Below are 20,024 nucleotides of genomic sequence, written 5' to 3' on the forward strand. Positions count from 1 at the left end.
TGCTGGCCAAGGTTATACTTATAGAAGTGAGAAATTTGATAATAAAATTGGACAGGCTAAAGTGGGTCTGGCAGAAGGGTTGCAACTAGTGGCTACTGCGCCAGCTTCTGGTAATCGTGAAATCGATCATGAGCTTGTTTTGCGCGCGCAACGCGGGGATAAGCGCGCGTTCGGGCTGCTGGTTGATAAATATCAGCGTAAATTGGCTCGATTGTTGTCACGCATGATTCGCGACCAAGCCGAAATAGAAGATGTCGTGCAAGAGTCATTTATTAAAGCTTATCGTGCATTGCCAAATTTCAGAGGCGATAGTGCTTTTTATACTTGGCTATATCGTATCGGTATCAATACGGCAAAAAATTACTTGGTTTCTATGGGGCGTCGTCCCACTGTGTCTACTGATATTGAAATCGAAGATGCTGAAAATTTCGATAGCGGTGACGAATTACGTACAACAGAAACACCAGAATCTAGCATGATGACCAAGCAGATCGCGCAGACTGTTAATGATACCGTTGAGGGCTTGCCTGAGGAGTTGAAAACGGCAATCACTTTGCGCGAGATTGAAGGCTTGAGCTATGAGGAAATTGCAACCATCATGAGCTGCCCAATTGGTACAGTGCGCTCAAGAATATTTAGGGCACGCGAGACCATTGCGCTGAAATTAAGACCTTTGTTGGATACGCCAGATAACAAACGCTGGTAATTAAATTAAAGCCCGAGAGTAACAATGCATTGTTTAAGAGTGTATTAGGAGTAAATAATGAGTGAACAAATATCTGCTTTAATGGATGATGAAATCGCAGTAGATGATGCTGATCATCTGATTACGTCAATTCATGCCAATAAGCAAGCTTCGCAGACTTGGAATCATTACCATTTGATTGGTGATGCGATGCGCGGTGATGTCGCTCTTGCTTCGGACTTTAAGCAAAGGCTGATGCAGAAGATTGAGCAGGAGCCGACAGTGTTGGCTCCTAGTGCTTCGCAAGCAGTCATCAACAAAACGGAGCTGCTTAAAGATAAGCTGCCTGCAAGATGGTCAATTGCCGCATCATTTGCAGCGGTGATGGTGGTAGGCTGGATGGCTTTGCAGCAACAGTCCCAACCAGATCACCCGTCAGCTGTAATAGAGGTCGCTGAAGTGACCGCTACGACCAATGAATCAATCCCTGCCGAGTATTTAACGGCACATCAATCATCAGCACCATCAACAAGTTCATACTATATTCAATCGGTGAATTATTCAGAATGATTTCAATCAGTCGAGTTGTTTTGGCTAAAGTTCTTGCAGGAATTGCGCTATTTGCGCTATGTGTAACAAGCTTTGCTGGTTATGCTGCCACAGATGATGAGCTATGGATTATGTTGCAAAAAGCGGCTGTTGCAGCACGCGCGTTAAGTTACGAAGGTATTTTTGTTTGTCAAACCGGTCAGCAGGCCAAGTCTGTACAAATCACCCATTTATTTGATGGCAGAAATGAGTTTGCCAGAAATGTTGTGTTAGATGGTGCAACTCGTGAGGTGTTAAGTCAGGGTAGTAATCTCGTTATCTACAATCAAAAAAATGAAAAAATTGTTATTGAAAAAAGACGTGGCCAGAATATGTTTCCTGCCATATTGCCGTTAAATTTTGATACGATAAAAGACAATTATTCTGTACATTTAAGTACTCATGAGCGTGTGGCTGACCGACAGGCGCAGGTTTTGTTTTTAGAGCCAAAAGATCGATTGCGTTATAGCTATAAATTTTGGATCGACAGTGAGTATGGTTTGTTGTTGAGATCCGTTAGGTTTAATCAGCGCAGTGAGATTATAGAAAGCATTGGGTTTAACCGATTGTCATTATTAAACTCAGTGGGGCTGGATTGGTTTACACCAAAAATTGATAGCAAAAAGAATTACGTGATGGAGGATGAGCCGGTTATTCTGCCTGATGGAAAATTGTCGGTGACTTGGGAAATTAAAGAGCTACCAGCCGGCTATCGTAAAGTAGACCAAATGGTGCGCATGGTGCCAGGCAAGCCTTACCCCGTCATGCATATGATTTTCTCAGATGGATTAGCATCAGTCTCTTTATTTATAGAGCCTACTAATAAAAGTGGTAAGACTAAAGTTGCATTGGTGACCACTGGTAGCACTAGCTTTTATGCTGCGGTTAATAATGGGCACCTAGTCACCGCGGTTGGTGAGGTGCCAGAGGCAACTGTCGTGCAGATTGCAAATGCAGTGGTCATTAGTAAGTAAGCGTAAGGTCGGTTTTAGTTATTACTATGATAGAAGAATATGCCGTAGTGGTTCAGTGTCAGCAGGGGCTCGCTGAATTGGAAATTGAACGTAGGACTGCATGTGGTATTTGTGGTCAAAAACGTGGTTGTGGAAATGCAACCTGGGGCAAGTTAGTTGGTCATAAAACCCAAACATTTATAGCGCAGAATGCCATCCATGCAAAAGTAGGCGATAGTGTCGTGGTTGGCATTGATGAGCGTGTTGCATTGCGATCGGTTTTTTTTCTTTATGTTGTGCCGTTGTTGAGCCTCATTATCTTTTCCGTGGTGGCTGATGTCTTAGCTCACAATCAACTATACGTGATGGTCTCTGCTATATTTGGATTGCTCATCGGTTTTGTGTGGGTTAAGTCGCATCTAGTTGATGACACTAAACAGCAGGCAATCATATTGCGCCATGCAGATGGTGTGTCATCCTGTGATGTTGATAATGACGCCAAAGATACGTGACACGATCATATTGATTTAACATGATTTTTCAAACTAAACGAGGTGAGTAGATGATAAGAAATTGGCTTGCTGCAGTGACATTTTTTTTGTTTTCTGCGGTTAATGTGAATGCTAAAGATTTGCCGGACTTTACTGAGTTGGCAGAGAAGCAGGGGCCTGCTGTGGTTAACATTAGTATCACACAAAGTATGCGTGCAAGTAATGTGCAGCTTCCTGGTATGTTGGGCGATGAACAAATGCAGGAGTTCTTTAAGCGCTTCGGCATTCCTAACCTTCCTGGTCAAAATGGCGGTGCGCAACCCGAATATAAATCTCAGTCTTTAGGTTCTGGTTTTATTATTAGTAGTGATGGTTATATTTTAACCAACGCGCATGTGGTGTCTGAAGCTGATGAGGTGATTGTTAAATTATCAGATAAGCGTGAATTTAAAGCGAAGATTATTGGTGCAGATAAACGTACTGATGTTGCACTGGTTAAAATCGAAGCAACAGGCTTACCTAAAGTGGTGACTGGTGACCCGAATAAGCTGAAAGTAGGTGAGTGGGTAGCAGCGATTGGTTCTCCATTTGGTCTGGAGAATACGATGACCGCAGGTATCGTGAGTGCAAAGGGTAGAGCTTTGCCACAAGAAAACTTTGTGCCATTTATTCAAACCGATGTGGCCATTAACCCAGGCAACTCTGGTGGGCCATTGTTTAATCTGGCTGGTGAAGTGGTGGGGATTAACTCGCAAATTTATAGCCGCAGTGGTGGTTCTATGGGGCTGTCTTTCAGTATTCCTATTGACGTGGCGCTTGAGGTGACTAATCAGCTAAAAGCTTCTGGCAAAGTAACCAGAGGTTGGCTGGGTGTGGTGATTCAAGAGTTGAGCAAAGATCTGGCAGAATCATTTGGTATGAAGAATACCAATGGCGCTTTGGTGGCAGGTGTTGAAAAAGGTGGGCCTGCTGATAAAGGAGGCTTAGAGGCTGGTGATGTGATTACTAAGTTTGATGGAAAGTCGATTGCCAGTTCTTCTGATTTGCCTAGAGCAGTTGGCACTGCTAAGCCTGGCAAAGCTGTACCTGTAGAGATTTTACGTAAAGGCAATGAAAAAATATTGAGTATTGCTGTTGGTGAAATGCCTTCGGATTCATCAGAGTCTGCGCAAGCGAATAAGCCATCTGTGAAGCAGGAGGCTGATCGTGTTGGTTTGATTTTAAAAGAACTGACGCCACAGCAAAAGAAAAAACTCAATGGGAAAAATGGCCTGTTGGTGATTGAGGCGCAAGGTGTGGTTGCTCAAGCTGGTATTAGACGCGGTGATGTCGTGCTGGGCTTGAACAACACAGAGGTACAAAGTCTTGAGCAGTTTAATAAGCAGCTAGCCAGTTTTGGTGCAGGCAAATCTGTTGCCTTGCTTGTGTTGCGTGGTGAGAATACCTTGTATGTGCCGGTTAAAATCCCAGCAGCTAAGTAAACACCATCTTGCAACGTAATTAGACAGTAAGCTTAATCTATAGATGTTAATACTTTGAATTTGCTGTAAAATCCGAGCTGTTCGGTTAACAATAAGGGCGCCTAGTGCGCCCTTATTGTTAAGCTCGCTTTTATTGTTATCTGAACAGCTCGTTCGCCGTCAATTTAGTCATTATTAAAATTAAACATGAAAAACATTCGTAACTTCTCCATTATTGCTCACATCGATCACGGTAAATCCACCTTGGCAGATCGAATTATTCACTTGTGTGGTGGCTTGGAAGATCGTGAGATGGAAGCGCAAGTGCTTGATTCTATGGATATTGAGCGTGAGCGTGGTATTACGATTAAAGCGCAAACAGCAGCTTTGGAATATAAAGCAGATGACGGACAGATTTACCATCTGAATTTAATTGACACTCCGGGTCACGTGGATTTTAGCTACGAGGTTTCGCGCTCACTCTCAGCTTGCGAAGGTGCGTTGCTGGTGGTTGACGCCAGTCAGGGTGTAGAAGCACAAAGCGTGGCTAACTGCTATACCGCATTAGATTTGGGCGTTGAAGTGACTGCGGTGCTGAATAAAATTGACTTGCCCTCAGCAGACCCTGATCGCGTGATTCAGGAAATTGAAGAAGTGATAGGCGTGGATGCCTCAGATGCTGTGCGCTGTTCCGCAAAAACCGGTGTAGGTGTTCGTGATGTATTGGAAGCAGTGATTGCTAAAGTGCCACCACCTGTGGGTGATGTCACTAAGCCATTAAAAGCCTTGGTCATTGATGCTTGGTTTGATAACTATGTGGGCGTGGTAATGCTAGTGCGCGTGATAGACGGTACACTAAAACCTAAAGATAAGATTCGCCTGATGGCGACTGGCTCTGAGCATTTGTGCGAGCAGGTGGGCGTGTTTACACCAAAATCATTACAGAAGACCTCGCTGTCTGCAGGTCAGGTAGGGTTTGTGATTGCCGGTATTAAAGAGCTGGCTGCAGCTAAAGTGGGGGATACTGTGACCTTGGCTGGTAAGCCGGCAGCAGAGCCGCTGGCAGGCTTTAAAGAAGTCAAACCGCAAGTGTTTGCAGGTTTGTACCCAGTTGAGTCAAACCAGTTTGAAGCGTTGCGTACCGCACTGGAAAAGCTGAGTTTGAATGATGCGTCCTTGTTGTTTGAGGCAGAAAACTCAACGGCATTGGGCTTTGGTTTCAGATGCGGCTTCTTAGGCCTGTTGCACATGGAGATTGTGCAAGAGCGTTTAGAGCGCGAATACGACATGGACTTGATTACTACTGCACCAACGGTAATTTACGAGTTGCTGCTAAAAAATGGCGAAGTGACGCAGATTGAGAACCCATCACGCTTGCCTGAACCATCACGTATTGAAGAGATTCGTGAGCCGGTGATTGTGGTGAATTTATTGATGCCACAAGACTATGTTGGTCCAGTGATGACCTTATGTAATGGCAAACGTGGTATTCAGCGCAATATGCAATATCTGGGTCGTCAAGTGATGCTGAGCTATGAAATGCCATTGAATGAGGTAGTGTTGGACTTCTTTGATCGACTAAAATCTGTATCACGCGGCTATGCAAGTATGGATTACGAGTTTTTAGAGTTCCGTGCGGCTGATTTGGTGAAACTGGATATCATGGTGAACGGCGAGCGCGTAGATGCATTGAGTTTAATCGTGCATCGCAGCAATAGTGTTTACCGTGGCCGTGAAGTGGCAGCAAAAATGCGTGAATTAATCCCACGTCAGATGTTTGATGTGGCAATTCAGGCTTCAATCGGCGCCAACATTATTGCGCGTGAAACCGTAAAAGCGATGCGTAAAAACGTGATTGCAAAATGTTATGGCGGTGATATTACCCGTAAGCGTAAGTTGCTAGAGAAACAAAAAGAGGGTAAAAAACGCATGAAGCAAGTGGGTAACGTTGAAATCCCGCAAGAAGCGTTTTTAGCAATTTTAAGAGTAGAAGACAAATAAAAGCTGTACATAAAACAAAAGCTATATATGTACAAAAGTAATATAAATAAGAAAATAAGGTAAACGCCATGATGTTCGCGCTTTTCATGATAGTCGTATTGCTGGTGACAGGGCTGATATGGCTGTTTGATAGTTTAGTGTTAAGTAAGAAACGCCCAGTAGGGGTAGATGAGCCTGTCTTGGTTGAGTATGCTAAAAGCTTTTTTCCGGTCATTTTAGCGGTATTTCTAATTCGCTCGTTTATTGTAGAGCCATTCAAAATACCATCAGGCTCAATGATGCCAACTTTATTGGCAGGTGATTTTATTTTAGTGAATAAATTTACCTATGGGCTACGTGTGCCAATTTTAAACAACACATTCTTGACGGTGAATAAACCGGCACGTGGTGATGTGATTGTGTTTCACTACCCACCTAATCCTTCTATTGACTACATTAAACGCGTAGTTGGGTTGCCAGGAGATAAAATCAGTTATCAAGATAAGCGCTTAACGATTAATGGGCGCCCAGTTGAGGTGAAAAGTGCTGGAAATTATGAGTATGTGATGTCTGGGCTTAATGTGGTTGAGGCCCAGCAATACCACGAGCAGTTAGGCGCTAAAAAACATGATATTTTAGTGCATGATGTGATTGGTAACTATGATGCGGACACGATAGGGGCTAAATTTGCAGAGGGCGAAGATGTCACCGTGCCTGATGGACATTATCTGGCGATGGGGGATAATCGTGATAATAGTTCAGATAGCCGCGTATGGGGGTTTGTTCCTGAGCAGAATCTTGTCGGCAAAGCGTTTTTTATCTGGATGAACTTTGATCAGGGGTCTAGAATCGGTAATAAAATAGAGTAGTTCTTTAGTCGTACCAACTTCAATCAGTATGGAGATCAGCATGGTAAATAAATTGATGAATATGAAAAGTGCTAAAAATCAACATGGTGCAACTTTACTTGGCATGCTGATAGTCGGTGTGTTTATCGTATTTATTGCTTTAATTGTCATGAAGGTGACGCCAGCTTATATTGAGTTTATGTCGGTAAAAAAAGTGTTGAAAGCGATGCAAGACGAATCGCTTAGCACGATGACGACTAAAGAAATAAAAGATTCGTTTAATAAACGCGCCTCTACTTCATATGTTGAGGTTGTGACTGGTGCTGATCTTGTGGTTGAAAAAGGTGCGAGTGGTACGGTGGTCATGGTGGACTATGAGGTTGTCAGGCCTATTATTGGTAATGTAAGTGTGCTGATTGATTTTTCAGCCCGTAGTGATGGTAAGTAGTGGATTTTAGAGATATAAATAAGCAGGTAACTTTTGGTGGTGTTGATGTCTAAGCAAGACTTATTAAGGCGCTTGTCGCATCAATTTGTGAATGAAAACTTGTTAACACAAGCGCTCACTCACCGGAGCTATGCTGGACTAAATAATGAACGCCTAGAGTTTTTAGGCGATGGTGCTTTAAATTTTATTATTGCGCATCAGTTGTATCAGCGCTTTCCAAAATTGGCCGAGGGCGATTTAAGTCGTCTACGTGCGCAAATGGTTAAAGAGGCGACTTTGTCTGAAATTGCCTTATCACTCAATCTTGGTGATGCTTTGCTCTTGGGCGAAGGCGAGCTAAAGAGCGCAGGCTGGCGTAGACCTTCTATCTTAGCCGATGCGCTTGAGGCGATTATCGGCGCAGTTTATCTTGATAGTGGCTTTGAAGCCGCCCAAACCTTTGTGTTAGGGCTTTATGCTAATAAATTAGAGACGATTGATCCTAAAGTGATTGATAAAGACCCTAAGTCTTTATTGCAAGAGTTGTTGCAAAGTAAAAAAATCGCAGTCCCCGAATACACGGTCACACACACTAGCGGTGAAGCGCACGAGCAAAAATTTGTGGTGGAGTGCCTGGTTGAAAAACATCAAATTCGCACAGTAGGTGAAGGCAGAAGCCGTCGCATTGCTGAACAGCAGGCAGCAGAACTTGCTTTGCTTGCGTTAAATAAACTCCATATTGGAAAAGCTAAAAAATGACAGATATTAATCAAGAGCTTGAAGTGAAAGCAGTGACTGCTTTCGATGGCCCCTTTAAGTGCGGTACAGTGGCAATTGTCGGGCGCCCGAACGTGGGTAAGTCCACGCTACTAAACCATATTTTAGGGATGAAGTTGGCGATTACTTCACGTAAGGCGCAAACCACACGCCATCGCCTATTAGGTATACATACCACAGACGATACGCAGTATTTATTTGTGGATACGCCAGGTTTTCAGCAAAAACACTTAAATGCGCTGAATAAAGGTCTTAATAAGACCGTCACACAAGTGCTGACAGAGGTAGACGTAGTACTGTTTGTGATTGAGCCAATGAAGTTGGGCGACGCAGATCGCAAGGTATTGCAGTTATTGTCAGATAAGACACCGACTATCTTAGTGGTGAATAAGCTGGATTTGATGGGCGATAAAGGTAATGTGTTGCCATTGATTCAGGACTTTGACTTGGAATTCCCGTTTTCGGAAATCGTCCCGGTCAGTGCTAAGAAGAGCTTGAATTTAGATGAATTATTAAAATCTATTCGCACCTATTTGCCTGAGCAAGCGGCGATGTACTCTGAAGATGAGTTGACCGATAAGAATGAACGCTTCCTTGCGGCTGAGTTAGTCCGCGAGAAAATATTCAGGTTGCTTGGCGATGAAATTCCATATTCAGTAGCGGTGGAAGTTGAAAAGTTTGAAGTGGTAGGTAAATTGCGCCGTATTTTTTGCGCCATCATTGTCGATAAAGAGAGCCAAAAGCCAATGTTGATTGGTAAAAATGGTGAAAAGCTCAAGCAAATTTCTACCGAAGCACGACAAGACATGGAAAAACTGTTTGGCGGTAAAGTTTATCTAGAAACATGGGTGAAAGTTAAAGGCGGCTGGGCGGATGATGCGCGTGCGCTAAAATCATTAGGCTATTAATGCGCTAGTAGAGAGATATATAAGTAGAGACCCTATGGCCTCGGTGAGTACACATCGTCAGGATAATCAAGCCGTTTACGTGCTACATACTTATCCTTTCAAAGAAACCAGTTTAGTGGTGGAGTTATTTGCGCGTGACTTCGGGCGCGTTGCCACGACTGCAAAAGGTGCGCGACGCCCACGCTCTGCAATGCGTGGCATGTTGCAGGCTTTTCAGCCTATGTTAGCTACTTGGTCTGGTAAGTTAGAGCTAAAGACACTGCATAGTCTTGAATGGAATGGTGTGTTGCCATTACTGCAGGGAGAGGCGCTGATGTGTGGTTTTTATCTCAACGAATTATTGTTGAGGTTGCTACCGCGAGAAGACCCGCATGAAACATTGTTTGAGTATTATGCAGATACCTTAAAGTCATTGGCGATTAGTCAGGACTTGGCAACGACGCTACGTCGCTTTGAATTGAAGTTTTTGCAAGAGTTGGGATATGCAATCCCGTTACACTTAGATGCCAATAGTATGCCTATACTTACAGAGCAACATTACCGTTATGAAGCCGAGCATGGTGCATACCCAATACGAGGTACATTAAGTCGCCATGAAACTGGTGTGCCATTATCTGGCAAGACTTTAATTGATATGTCGAACGATGATTATCGTGATGAGCAAACGCAACAGCAGAGTAAGCAACTGATGCGTTATTTATTGGCGCATTACTTGGGCGACAAGCCTTTACATACCCGACAATTATTAATTGATTTACAGGGCTACTGACTAACTTCTTGAGGCAGCTCAATACTGCGTTTGTATGAGGACTGCCATAATATTACGATTTATAGGGTTATAAAATCATGATTAAATTAGGTGTTAATATTGATCACGTTGCAACGATTCGTCAGGCACGTGGCACTAAATATCCTAGTGTAGTACAAGCTGCTTTGCGCGCAGAACAATCTGGTGCGGACAGTATCACTCTACATTTGCGCGAAGATCGCCGCCACATGCAAGATGCTGATATCTTCGCATTGCGTCCACTGTTACAAACCAAAATGAACCTAGAATGTGCAGTGACCGATGAAATGCTCGATATCGCGATTAAAGTGATGCCACAAGATGTGTGCTTGGTGCCTGAGCGTCGTGAAGAGCGCACCACTGAAGGCGGGCTAGATGTGATTGCCCATTTTGACAAAGTTAAACATGCGGTACAGAAACTGAGCGATGTAGGTATTCGTGTGTCACTGTTTATTGCACCGGATTTAGCACAGATTGACGCAGCGGTTAAAACTGGTGCGCCAGTGATTGAATTGCATACAGGGACTTTTGCGGATGCTGAAGTTGAGCGTGTACAGATTGCAGAGCTAGATCGTATAGAACGCGCTTTGCATCATGCTAAAGATGCGCGACTGGTGGTAAATGCGGGTCATGGCTTGCATTATCATAATGTACACCACGTTGCACGTATGTATGGATTTGAAGAGCTCAATATCGGCCATGCGATTGTGGCACATGCCTTATTTGTGGGTTGGGATAATGCAGTACGTGAAATGAAGTCTTTGATGAAAGAATTTGCACCTAAGTAGTACTCTGGTAACAGCTAAAAGGCGATTAATGATTTTTGGAATTGGTACAGATGTGGTTGAAGTTGCGCGTATTAACGACTCTGTTGCAGAGTTTGGTGATACGTTTGCAAAAAAGATTTTGGCAGAAAGTGAAATGCCAAGTTATCAGCAATCCAATATTAAACCGCGTTTTTTAGCAAAACGGTTTGCTGCAAAAGAGGCTTTTTCTAAAGCGCTAGGTACAGGGCTACGTGCGCCTGCTACTTTGCAGAATATCGCAGTTTCTCATGACGATTTAGGTAAGCCTATCTTGTTGTTGGCACCGGTGCTACAAGCATTTTTGGATTCAAAAAGTATCAGTAAAACGCACATTAGTATTAGTGATGAGAAAAACTTGGCTGCTGCATTTGTGGTGCTGGAAATATAATGGCAACAACTGCAAGCTTGCTTGATTTAAATACACCAGATATTGCACGCCGTTTTGGTGGTGTTGCTCGGCTGTATGGTGCAGATGGACTAGCTAAGCTGCAGTCATCGCATATTTGTGTCATTGGTATTGGTGGGGTAGGTAGCTGGGCGGCAGAAGCCTTAGCGCGTAATGCGGTGGGGACGATTACTTTAATAGACTTGGATAATGTAGCAGAATCTAATGTTAACCGTCAGTTACATGCTGTAGATAATACCTTTGGTAAAGCCAAGGTAACTGCGATGCGCGAGCGTATCCTGAGTATTAATCCATACGCACAGGTGCATGAGATTGAAGATTTCGTGACCGTTGAAAACGTAAGTGTGATGTTAAGCCGTTCATATGATTACGTGATTGATTGTATTGATGATGCTAAAGCCAAAATAGCGATTGCTGCTTACTGTCGTCAACACAAATTGCCACTGGTCACGGTAGGTGCAGCAGGCGGTAGGCTAGACCCTACACGTATACAAGTCGCTGATTTGGCACATGTGTCTGGTGACCGCTTATTGGCGAAAGTGCGTAACCAGTTACGTCGAGATTATCAGTTCCCTAAAGCGACTAACTCCAAAAAATCTGATAAGTTTGGTATACAGGCAGTCTATTCCGATGAGGAAGTGATTAAACCGGATGCTGCCTGTGATGTAGAGTCAAACGCAGGTGTGACAGGCCTTAACTGTGCTGGTTATGGCTCTAGTGTATGCGTAACTGCGCCATTTGGTTTTGCAGCAGCAGCTTTTGCGCTTAAAGCTTTACTTAAAGTTTATTAGCAAAGTGATGGATTACTGACCTAATCTATCTGAATGTTTAGCTGGTCACACATGATGAGTCGCTGAGGCCGCTTGGTAGATGAAAGCATACATAATAGCTGAAATGTAATCATAGATAGGTAAAGCTAATGAATTTAAGCGACTTCTTAAATCAATCTTGCGTTACGCTAAGTCACTCCAACCAGTTATCTCAGTTAATCTTGAGCATCGCAGAGGCCGGTAAACAAATTGCGGCTTTAGTTGCAAAAGGTAAGTTAGCTGGCGTTAGTCATCATCTAGATAGTATCAATGTGCAGGGCGAAGCCCAAATGCAGTTGGACATCAGCAGCCATGATATTTTCATCAATTGTTTAGCAGCAACTAAATTAGTTGTTGGGGCTGTGTCAGAAGAGTTAGCTTCCCCCCATTATTTTCCAGACCACCTCCCAGATGCGCCATATTTGGTGTGTTTTGACCCACTAGATGGCTCTTCCAATGTTGCGTTCGACGGCGTGGTTGGCTCTATTTTCTCTATATTACCTGCACCACCTAATGCTGTACGCAGTGAAGAAATGTTTCTGCAGCAAGGCGTTCATCAGATTGCCGCTGGCTATGTATTGTATGGGCCTGCGACCATGCTAGTGATTTCAGTAGGTGCCGGCACACACGCTTTTACCTTAGACCCCGATACGCAGGCCTTTGAATTAACACATCCTAATTTACAGATTCCAGCACATTATCCAGAGTTTGCGATTAACGCTAGCCGACAACGCTATTGGGAGACACCAATGCAGCAATATATTGCTGATTGTCTTGCAGGCGAAGAAGGAGTGCGGCAATGTAATTTTAATATGCGCTGGATGGCGAGTATGGTGGCTGATGTTCATCGCATATTAATGCGGGGCGGGGTATTTCTTTATCCAAAAGATAATCAAGTAATAGATAGGGCCGGTAGATTAAGATTATTATATGAAGTGAGCCCCATGAGTATGTTGATTGAGCAGGCTGGTGGAAAAGCCAGTACTGGCCGTGCGTCAGTATTAGATTTATATCCCTCACAGATTCATCAGCGCGTACCTGCTATATTAGGGTCTATCAACGAAGTCGATTTAATTGAACAGTATCACCAACGTTGAGGGTTTTACACTAAGTTATCATTAACTGAGTTGTCATTAAGGGGCGTTCTATGGCGATGATATCTTTAAGGCAGTTACTAGATCATGCCGCCGAGCATGATTATGGGTTGCCTGCATTTAATATCAATAATATGGAACAGATACACTCGATTCTGTTGGCTGCAAACGAGGTAGACAGCCCTGTTATTTTGCAAGCATCCGCTGGTGCGCGTGGTTATGCAGGTGAGCCATTTTTAAGGAAAATGGTTGAGGCTGCGATTGAGCAATACCCACATATCCCGATTTGTATGCATCAAGACCATGGCGCATCACCTGCTGTGTGCCAAATGGCTATTCGGAGCGGATTTTCTAGTGTGATGATGGATGGATCATTGTTGTCTGATGCTAAAACCCCAGCTAGCTATGAATACAATGTTGATGTGACTAGGCGTGTGGTGGAGTTTGCGCATGCCGTGGGCGTTTCTGTAGAGGGGGAGCTAGGTTGCTTAGGTTCTTTGGAAACTGGGCAGACAGGCGATGAAGATGGCAGTGGCGCGGTAGGGATATTGAGCGAATCACAATTGCTAACTGATCCTGATGAGGCGGTTGCCTTTGTGGCGGCAACTAACGTGGATGCCTTAGCCATTGCGATTGGTACGAGTCACGGCGCTTATAAATTCAGCCATCCACCCACAGGAGACACGCTGGCTATTGATCGCATTAAAGCGATTCATGCGCGCATCCCTAATACGCATCTGGTGATGCACGGCTCTTCCAGCGTTTCTCAAGCATCATTGGAGATGATTCGAAAATATGGCGGAAAAATCAAAGAAACTTATGGGGTGCCTGTATCACAAATTGTAGAAGGCATTAAAAATGGCGTGAGAAAAGTGAATATAGACACTGATATACGCTTAGCCATGACCGCTGCGATTAGAGAAAGTATGGCCTTGCATCCAGAGGAGTTTGATCCACGTATCTATTTTAAATCTGCCATCTTGGCTGCACAGCAATTATGTAAAGATCGCTTTGAAGCATTTGGCAGTGCAGGGCGTGCCAGTCAGATTAAAGTGGTCTCAATGGAGCAAATGGCAGCGCGCTATGCTAAGGATTAAGCAAATATGAACTCTCGGCGCAACTTGGTTATAGGTAATTGGAAGTTGCATGGAACCTTGGCAGGGAATCATGATTTATTGTTGCAGCTATTAAGCAACCTTAAAGGCTTAAATGCAGTAGATTTTGCAGTATGTTTACCTTATGTGTATTTATTCCAAGCACAACAGCTACTAGCTGGGAGCAATATTCTGTGGGGCTCGCAGAATGTGAGTCAATATCATGAAGGCGCTTATACCTCTTGCATTTCAGCCGCGATGATTGCGGAGTTTGGCTGTTGCTTCGTGATTCTTGCCCATTCAGAACGGCGTATGTTAAGACTAGAAGGCCATGAAGTGACCGCTCAGCGTTTTTTAAGGGCGTTAGAAGGCGGCTTAACGCCAATTTACTGTGTAGGCGAGGCGCAAGCTGAGCGTGATGCAGGGGTGGCCGAGGATGCAGTTAAGAAGCAAGTGCTAAACATGTTGCACAGCTTGGATGATGATGCGTTCGCACGTGCCAAGCACTGCAATATGGTTGTGGCCTATGAGCCTGTTTGGGCGATTGGTACTGGTCAGAATGCAAGCCCGCAACAAGCACAATCAATGCATGCTTATATTCGGCAACTGATTGCGACCAGAGACCCGGATTTTGCACAGCGTATACGGATTATTTATGGCGGAAGCCTAAACACTGATAACGCACATGCACTGCTGGAAATGCCAGATATTGATGGTGCTTTGCTTGGTCGTTCTGCGCTAATGGCAGAATCCTTTACTGAGATTTGCCGTATCGCTAATCGCTTGGCTTTAGAAGCGTATCAGCAGTCAACCTAAATAGTGAACCTCTGGCAATGGCTATAGTCATTCTAAGATGTCTCATACCACTCACTTATCATTTAAAGGTAACAAGTCTTACCTCCCCAGCAAAGTTTGCACGCAATGTGGGCGCACCATGACATGGCGTAAGTCATGGTCTAAAAATTGGGATTCTGTTAAATACTGTTCAACCGCATGTAAGCAAAGCGCAAAAAAATGATGAGAAATGTGATCGTGATATTGGGTGACCAGCTCAATCTGGATAACCCAGCGTTAGAAGGGTTTGACCATCAGCAGGATGTGGTGTTGATGGTTGAGGCGCAACATGAATCGACGCATGTCTGGTCACACAAAGCGCGTATTGCCTTGTTTTTATCTGCGATGCGTCATTTTGCACAAACCTTGCAAAGCCAAGATTACCCATTGCGCTATTTAAAGCTTGGTGATCATGATTATGTCGATTTATCCAGCGCATGGTTAGCCTTGCTGTCAGAGTATGATCCCCAACAAATCATTGTTTGTGAGCCAGGAGATTATCGTGTTTTAACAGCGCTAGCGAGTTGCGCTTTAGCCTTAAATAAACGGCTTATCGTGCGTGATGATACGTTTTTCTTATGTAGTCAAGCCGACTTTAAGCGTTGGGCTGGGCAAAGTAAGCAGTTGCGCATGGAGTATTTCTATCGTTACATGCGCAAGCGGTATCAAGTGTTGATGGCGGGAGATGAGCCGGTTGGTGGAAAGTGGAATTATGATCACGAGAATCGTCAATCCTTTAGCAAGAATGGTCCACAGGATATTCCCATTGTTTCCCCGTTTGAAATAGACCAAATTACTCAAGCGGTTTTTGCGGATGTTGAGCGACTTTTTCCAGAGCATCCGGGCATGCTTGATCATTTTTGTTGGCCTGTCACACGAGCGCAGGCACTCGTATTTTTGCAACACTTTATAGTGAGCAAGTTAGCAGACTTTGGTGCGCATCAGGATGCAATGTGGCAAAGTGACTTAGCCTCAGGCGCATTTCTATGGCACTCATTGTTAGCCTCCTCGCTAAATTTAAAGTTACTTCACCCGAAAGAAGTGATCGACGCGGTAGCGCAAGCTTATGTGAAAGATAATTTACCGTTAGCCAGCGTAGAAGGATTTATTCGACAGATTCTAGGATGGCGAGAGTTTATCCGAGGCCTGTATTGGCTAGATATGCCTGCAATGGCTGAGGCTAACCACTATGCACATCAGCGAGATTTACCGATTTGGTACTGGACAGGTAAAACCTATATGAACTGTATGCGTCAAACCATACAACAGACCATGCAATATGGATATGCGCATCATATTCAACGCTTAATGGTCACGGGCATGTTCGGTTTATTAGCAGAAATTGAGCCCAAACAAGTTGCAGATTGGTATTTAGCTGTCTATGTTGATGCGGTAGATTGGGTTGAGTTGCCCAATGTGGTCGGTATGGCTTTACACGCGAATGGTGGAAGATTCACAAGCAAGCCCTATATTGCTAGTGGTGCTTATATTAAACGCATGAGCAATTACTGCAATAATTGCCGTTATCAGCCAGATATTAAAACCTCTGCAAAGGCTTGCCCAGTGACCACGCTATACTGGAACTTTCTCATCAAGCATGAGCAAGTGCTGCTCAACAACCCAAGAACAGTGCTAATGGTTAAAAATCTTAATAGATTTAATGATGAAGAAAAGACATTGATTCAACAGAAAGCCCAGCAGGTCTTAAATGCACTTGATGAAATTTAAGTGGATATTGATGCTAGGTTGGTATTGATGGCTTTTGTGAATTTTCATGATACTGTCATAATTGGCAATTATGCTGAATGAAACAATTAATTAAAAAACATCATGCGTTCAGTTAACTCTCCTCTCAAATTACTCAATCGAGATATCAGCATATTAGCGTTCAACGCGCGCGTCTTGAGTCTTGCACAAAACACAGAGTATCCTCTGCTAGAACGTTTACGTTTTCTTTGTATCGTATCTTCTAATCTGGATGAGTTTTTTGAAGTACGCGCAGCACCGCATGTGGATGCCATGCGCGATAATGAAAAAAAGACGGATGTTAACGTCCAAAGCTATTTAGAGATTTCTAAGGCTGCCCATACCTTAGTAGAAAAGCAGTATGAAATCTTTAATACAGATTTAATGCCAGCGTTAGCGAGTCAAGGTGTGCATCTCGTCTCCCATGGTGACCGTACACTAGAGCAAAAGCGCTGGGTGGCTAGATACTTTGAGACTAGCGTCCGTCCTTTATTAGTACCGGTCGCACTTGATCCCTCTCATCCTTTTCCGCAGGTTGCTAATAAGTCACTCAACTTTATTGTGTCATTAGGCGGCACTGATGCGTTTGGCCGCAATAATAATATTGCGATTGTGAAAGTGCCAAGAGCACTGCCTAGATTAATTAAGCTGCCAAAAAACCTCAGTGGCAAGCAACAAAAGTTTGTCTCTTTGTCTAGTATCATCCGCGCGCATTTGGCTAGCTTATTTACTGGCCGTGAAGTGCTGTGCTTCTCGCAGTTTAGGGTTACCCGACACTCTGACTTGGCAGTAGATGAAGAAGACGTTAAAAACTTGCGTACTGCACTCAGAAAAGGCTTGGTGCAAAGGCACTTTGGCGAAGCAGTGAGGTTAGAGGTGTCGCATGGATGTGATGAACGGCTGGCCAAGTTACTACTACAGCAGTTTGATTTACCTAAGCAGTCGCTTTATCGCGTTAACGGTTTGGTGAACTTAGCGCGGCTAATGCAATTGGCGGACTTGGCAGAAGGCGACCATCTTAAATTTAAGCCTTATGAGCCGCAAATAAGCCAGCAGCTAGTACCAAATCAGTCATTTTTCTCCCAGCTTAAACAGCAAGATATTCTCATTCACCAGCCCTATGAGAGTTTTGAATCGGTAATTGACTTCTTGCGTGAGGCGGTGCATGACCCTGATGTGCTTTCCATCCAGCAAACCATCTACCGTACCGGTTCTGATCCGCGCATGCTAAAGTTGTTACAAGAAGCGGTGCGTCGTGGTAAAGAAGTGATGGCTGTTGTTGAACTGAAAGCTAGGTTTGATGAAGAGGCCAACATTAACTGGGCAGAAGACTTGGAGTCAGTCGGCGCACAAGTGGTATATGGCATTGTGGGTCTGAAAACGCATGCAAAAATGTTGCTGGTCATGCGCCGTGAGACAGGTGGCCTTAAATATTATGGGCATGTTTCTACTGGTAACTATAACCCGCGTACCGCGCGTTTATATACGGATGTCAGCATGCTGACATCCGATGCGCAGATTACCCGTGATATGGAGCATTTATTTAGACATATTGCCAGTCAAGTAAAACTACCCCGTATGCAGAAGCTACTGGTTGCGCCTTTTAATTTACACAAACAGATGCTTGCTAAAATTAGGGGCGCAGAGCTATGCGCCAAAGCTGGAAACCCAGCCTCGATTATTTTAAAGATGAATGCATTAACCGATGAGGCGCTAGTGAAAGCATTGGTAAAAGCAGGGCGTGCTGGAGTACAAATTGACCTGATTCTGCGCGGCGCTTGTATTTTACCGATTGATGCACCTGGACTGGATGGGCGGATTCGTGTGCGTTCGGTGATTGGCCGCTTGCTTGAACATTCCCGCGTGTTTTATTTCAAAATTGCCGATGTTGAGCATATGTGGCTATCCAGCGCCGACTGGATGAATCGTAACATGATGCGCCGTGTTGAAATTGCATGGCCAATTACTGATGCAAAAAATCGCGCACGTATTTTGCAGGAATGCTGCCAAATGTATTTGGACGATAATCATGATGCGTGGATATTAAATGCAGATGGTAGTTATCAGCCTATTGCGGCACAAGTACACAATCGTGCTAAGCCTAACGAACCTGTTCGTATTTTTAGGGCGCAACAACAACTATTGCAGAAATATACAGATTAACTAAACTGATTAAATTAAATCATGGCTAACTTAATCATTTGGCGGCATGCCGAAGCTGAAGTGCACAGTGAAACAGGTGACGATAGTGACCGTGCATTAACCAAACGCGGCAATAAAGATGCTACTAAGATTGCAAAGTGGCTACATAAGCATGCGCCTGACAATATTGAGATACTGTGTAGTCCAGCACGCCGCTGTTTACAAACCGCTCAGGCCCTACATAATTTGAATCAAGTGGAAATCAAAGTCGCTGACTTTCTCAGTGTGGATAGTAACGTTGCACGTATTGTTAAAGAAATTTCAAATACCAATGACACCAAAACTATCCTAATTGTTGGGCATCAGCCTAACTTAGGCTTGTTAATCAGCCAGCTTTTAGGGTTGCATGAAAGAGCGTGTGTGGTGAAAAAAGGCGCTGTTTGGTGGTTAAAGCAACGTAAAGCAGGACGTTCTGCGCTTTATTATATTGAAGCAGTCAAGCAACCTAGTTTGTAAATTGAGTGCTTTCTCCGTCTTGATTAGTCTGCATGCTGGTAGCGTGATGTTTCCTAGTGACGCTTTACTTGTACACGCTGATTAAACTGTGTTAACTTAGTGCTGTAGGCATATTTTGATACTCGTATTTGATGATCTTAATAGCTGTCCTATTAATACCATTTGAGTGAGCTAAAAGATACCAAGCGTCTTTCTAACTAAATTTTATGGATGTTTAAAAATTTTAATGATAAGGAGTACTTACCATGGTTTTTGTTAAACGTTTTTTCAGTGCCTTTCTAGCGGCTTCAATTTTATTTACAGGGTCTATTCAAACAGTACAAGCAGCCATGATCAGCTCAGCGCAAGTGGCTGAGCAAGCATTCTCAGCCGCTGCTGACCAAGATCGTGCGCGTATTATCAGCGCATTGTCGCGTGAAGATGTGCAGGTTGCGTTAGTTGCGCGTGGTATTGACCCTGTGCAAGCACGTGATCGCGTAGCATCTTTGACCGATGAAGAAGCAAGCACAATGGCATCGCAAATTGAAAACTCACCAGCTGGCGGTATCATTGGTGCAATTGTATTAATATTCTTCGTACTATTGCTTACAGATATTCTTGGTTTTACTAAGGTATACCCATTTACACGTTCAGTTCGTTAATCACAAGCTAATTTACTTAGCTAGGGTTATAC

Annotated in this window: 22 protein-coding genes; all 22 read left to right on the forward strand. The window is 43.9% G+C overall.

Annotation, left to right across the window (positions count from 1 at the left end; translation table 11 throughout):
• The first annotated feature begins 88 nt into the window (after positions 1-88).
• The 22 genes from rpoE to FG24_RS08005 all read left to right on the forward strand — a co-directional run bounded on the left by rpoE (position 89) and on the right by FG24_RS08005 (position 19,992).
• Positions 89-706 (forward strand): RNA polymerase sigma factor RpoE, encoded by a 618-nt coding sequence (rpoE, locus tag FG24_RS07905; protein ID WP_036304101.1) that lies wholly within the window; start codon positions 89-91, stop codon positions 704-706.
• A 57-nt stretch (positions 707-763) separates the two neighbouring features.
• Positions 764-1,255 carry a sigma-E factor negative regulatory protein gene (locus FG24_RS07910; protein ID WP_036302398.1) on the forward strand — a complete coding sequence of 164 codons (492 nt, stop codon included), beginning with the start codon at positions 764-766 and terminating at the stop codon, positions 1,253-1,255.
• A 20-nt stretch (positions 1,256-1,275) separates the two neighbouring features.
• On the forward strand, positions 1,276-2,247 hold the full coding sequence (locus FG24_RS07915) for a MucB/RseB C-terminal domain-containing protein (protein WP_036304104.1): 972 nt from the start codon (positions 1,276-1,278) through the stop codon (positions 2,245-2,247).
• 26 nt (positions 2,248-2,273) lie between these two features.
• Positions 2,274-2,738: a SoxR reducing system RseC family protein gene (locus FG24_RS07920; protein ID WP_036302399.1), complete on the forward strand. Its 465-nt coding sequence runs from the start codon at positions 2,274-2,276 to the stop codon at positions 2,736-2,738.
• A gap of 50 nt (positions 2,739-2,788) precedes the next feature.
• Positions 2,789-4,198: a DegQ family serine endoprotease gene (locus FG24_RS07925; RefSeq protein ID WP_036302400.1), complete on the forward strand. Its 1,410-nt coding sequence runs from the start codon at positions 2,789-2,791 to the stop codon at positions 4,196-4,198.
• 186 nt (positions 4,199-4,384) lie between these two features.
• Positions 4,385-6,178, forward strand: coding sequence for a translation elongation factor 4 (gene lepA, locus FG24_RS07930; RefSeq protein WP_036302401.1), 1,794 nt, complete (start codon positions 4,385-4,387; stop codon positions 6,176-6,178).
• 68 nt (positions 6,179-6,246) lie between these two features.
• On the forward strand, positions 6,247-7,026 hold the full coding sequence (gene lepB / locus FG24_RS07935) for a signal peptidase I (protein ID WP_036302402.1): 780 nt from the start codon (positions 6,247-6,249) through the stop codon (positions 7,024-7,026).
• 40 nt (positions 7,027-7,066) lie between these two features.
• Positions 7,067-7,453: a DUF4845 domain-containing protein gene (locus tag FG24_RS07940; RefSeq protein WP_051901480.1), complete on the forward strand. Its 387-nt coding sequence runs from the start codon at positions 7,067-7,069 to the stop codon at positions 7,451-7,453.
• Between the two features lie 45 nt (positions 7,454-7,498).
• Positions 7,499-8,191: a ribonuclease III gene (gene rnc, locus FG24_RS07945; RefSeq protein WP_036304109.1), complete on the forward strand. Its 693-nt coding sequence runs from the start codon at positions 7,499-7,501 to the stop codon at positions 8,189-8,191.
• Positions 8,188-9,117: a GTPase Era gene (gene era / locus FG24_RS07950; RefSeq protein ID WP_051901481.1), complete on the forward strand. Its 930-nt coding sequence runs from the start codon at positions 8,188-8,190 to the stop codon at positions 9,115-9,117. Before rnc ends, era begins: the two co-directional genes overlap by 4 nt.
• A 34-nt stretch (positions 9,118-9,151) precedes the next feature.
• Positions 9,152-9,886 (forward strand): DNA repair protein RecO, encoded by a 735-nt coding sequence (gene recO, locus FG24_RS07955; RefSeq protein ID WP_036302404.1) that lies wholly within the window; start codon positions 9,152-9,154, stop codon positions 9,884-9,886.
• Between the two features lie 77 nt (positions 9,887-9,963).
• Positions 9,964-10,692 (forward strand): pyridoxine 5'-phosphate synthase, encoded by a 729-nt coding sequence (pdxJ, locus tag FG24_RS07960; protein WP_036302405.1) that lies wholly within the window; start codon positions 9,964-9,966, stop codon positions 10,690-10,692.
• A gap of 28 nt (positions 10,693-10,720) precedes the next feature.
• On the forward strand, positions 10,721-11,098 hold the full coding sequence (gene acpS, locus FG24_RS07965) for a holo-ACP synthase (protein WP_036302407.1): 378 nt from the start codon (positions 10,721-10,723) through the stop codon (positions 11,096-11,098).
• The gene (locus FG24_RS07970; protein ID WP_036302408.1) at positions 11,098-11,907 is read left to right on the forward strand and encodes a tRNA threonylcarbamoyladenosine dehydratase; all 810 of its coding nucleotides are present in this window, start codon (positions 11,098-11,100) and stop codon (positions 11,905-11,907) included. The genes acpS and FG24_RS07970 overlap by 1 nt, the downstream gene beginning before the upstream one ends.
• A 128-nt stretch (positions 11,908-12,035) precedes the next feature.
• Entirely contained in the window at positions 12,036-13,022 is a 987-nt protein-coding gene (locus FG24_RS07975) for a class 1 fructose-bisphosphatase (protein WP_036302409.1), read from the forward strand.
• Between the two features lie 50 nt (positions 13,023-13,072).
• Positions 13,073-14,116 carry a class II fructose-bisphosphate aldolase gene (gene fba / locus FG24_RS07980; RefSeq protein WP_036302410.1) on the forward strand — a complete coding sequence of 348 codons (1,044 nt, stop codon included), beginning with the start codon at positions 13,073-13,075 and terminating at the stop codon, positions 14,114-14,116.
• Between the two features lie 6 nt (positions 14,117-14,122).
• Positions 14,123-14,929, forward strand: a complete 807-nt coding sequence (gene tpiA, locus FG24_RS07985) for a triose-phosphate isomerase (RefSeq protein ID WP_036302412.1) — start codon at positions 14,123-14,125, stop codon at positions 14,927-14,929.
• Positions 14,930-14,966: 37 nt separating this feature from the next.
• Positions 14,967-15,131: a DUF2256 domain-containing protein gene (locus FG24_RS12865; RefSeq protein ID WP_081880959.1), complete on the forward strand. Its 165-nt coding sequence runs from the start codon at positions 14,967-14,969 to the stop codon at positions 15,129-15,131.
• Positions 15,128-16,675: a cryptochrome/photolyase family protein gene (locus FG24_RS07990; RefSeq protein WP_200876883.1), complete on the forward strand. Its 1,548-nt coding sequence runs from the start codon at positions 15,128-15,130 to the stop codon at positions 16,673-16,675. Before FG24_RS12865 ends, FG24_RS07990 begins: the two co-directional genes overlap by 4 nt.
• A gap of 102 nt (positions 16,676-16,777) precedes the next feature.
• Positions 16,778-18,856 carry a polyphosphate kinase 1 gene (gene ppk1, locus FG24_RS07995; protein ID WP_036302413.1) on the forward strand — a complete coding sequence of 693 codons (2,079 nt, stop codon included), beginning with the start codon at positions 16,778-16,780 and terminating at the stop codon, positions 18,854-18,856.
• A gap of 21 nt (positions 18,857-18,877) precedes the next feature.
• Positions 18,878-19,351, forward strand: a complete 474-nt coding sequence (locus tag FG24_RS08000) for a SixA phosphatase family protein (protein ID WP_036302414.1) — start codon at positions 18,878-18,880, stop codon at positions 19,349-19,351.
• Between the two features lie 245 nt (positions 19,352-19,596).
• A complete protein-coding gene (locus FG24_RS08005; RefSeq protein ID WP_036302415.1) occupies positions 19,597-19,992 on the forward strand; it encodes a PA2779 family protein in 396 nt (131 codons plus the stop codon).
• The last annotated feature ends 32 nt before the right edge of the window (positions 19,993-20,024 follow it).

Source organism: Methylotenera sp. L2L1 (assembly GCF_000744605.1).
In the GTDB taxonomy this organism is placed as follows: domain Bacteria; phylum Pseudomonadota; class Gammaproteobacteria; order Burkholderiales; family Methylophilaceae; genus Methylotenera.

Bases quoted from the DNA above. Each gene is read 5' to 3' on its own strand.
- FG24_RS07910 (WP_036302398.1), top strand. From the start codon at position 764: ATGAGTGAACAAATATCTGCTTTAATGGATGATGAAATCGCAGTAGAT.
- FG24_RS07920 (WP_036302399.1), top strand. From the start codon at position 2,274: ATGATAGAAGAATATGCCGTAGTGGTTCAGTGTCAGCAGGGGCTCGCT.
- FG24_RS07925 (WP_036302400.1), top strand. From the start codon at position 2,789: ATGATAAGAAATTGGCTTGCTGCAGTGACATTTTTTTTGTTTTCTGCG.
- lepA (WP_036302401.1), top strand. From the start codon at position 4,385: ATGAAAAACATTCGTAACTTCTCCATTATTGCTCACATCGATCACGGT.
- lepB (WP_036302402.1), top strand. From the start codon at position 6,247: ATGATGTTCGCGCTTTTCATGATAGTCGTATTGCTGGTGACAGGGCTG.
- FG24_RS07940 (WP_051901480.1), top strand. From the start codon at position 7,067: ATGGTAAATAAATTGATGAATATGAAAAGTGCTAAAAATCAACATGGT.
- rnc (WP_036304109.1), top strand. From the start codon at position 7,499: ATGTCTAAGCAAGACTTATTAAGGCGCTTGTCGCATCAATTTGTGAAT.
- era (WP_051901481.1), top strand. From the start codon at position 8,188: ATGACAGATATTAATCAAGAGCTTGAAGTGAAAGCAGTGACTGCTTTC.
- recO (WP_036302404.1), top strand. From the start codon at position 9,152: ATGGCCTCGGTGAGTACACATCGTCAGGATAATCAAGCCGTTTACGTG.
- pdxJ (WP_036302405.1), top strand. From the start codon at position 9,964: ATGATTAAATTAGGTGTTAATATTGATCACGTTGCAACGATTCGTCAG.
- acpS (WP_036302407.1), top strand. From the start codon at position 10,721: ATGATTTTTGGAATTGGTACAGATGTGGTTGAAGTTGCGCGTATTAAC.
- FG24_RS07970 (WP_036302408.1), top strand. From the start codon at position 11,098: ATGGCAACAACTGCAAGCTTGCTTGATTTAAATACACCAGATATTGCA.
- FG24_RS07975 (WP_036302409.1), top strand. From the start codon at position 12,036: ATGAATTTAAGCGACTTCTTAAATCAATCTTGCGTTACGCTAAGTCAC.
- fba (WP_036302410.1), top strand. From the start codon at position 13,073: ATGGCGATGATATCTTTAAGGCAGTTACTAGATCATGCCGCCGAGCAT.
- tpiA (WP_036302412.1), top strand. From the start codon at position 14,123: ATGAACTCTCGGCGCAACTTGGTTATAGGTAATTGGAAGTTGCATGGA.
- FG24_RS12865 (WP_081880959.1), top strand. From the start codon at position 14,967: ATGTCTCATACCACTCACTTATCATTTAAAGGTAACAAGTCTTACCTC.
- FG24_RS07990 (WP_200876883.1), top strand. From the start codon at position 15,128: ATGATGAGAAATGTGATCGTGATATTGGGTGACCAGCTCAATCTGGAT.
- ppk1 (WP_036302413.1), top strand. From the start codon at position 16,778: ATGCGTTCAGTTAACTCTCCTCTCAAATTACTCAATCGAGATATCAGC.
- FG24_RS08000 (WP_036302414.1), top strand. From the start codon at position 18,878: ATGGCTAACTTAATCATTTGGCGGCATGCCGAAGCTGAAGTGCACAGT.
- FG24_RS08005 (WP_036302415.1), top strand. From the start codon at position 19,597: ATGGTTTTTGTTAAACGTTTTTTCAGTGCCTTTCTAGCGGCTTCAATT.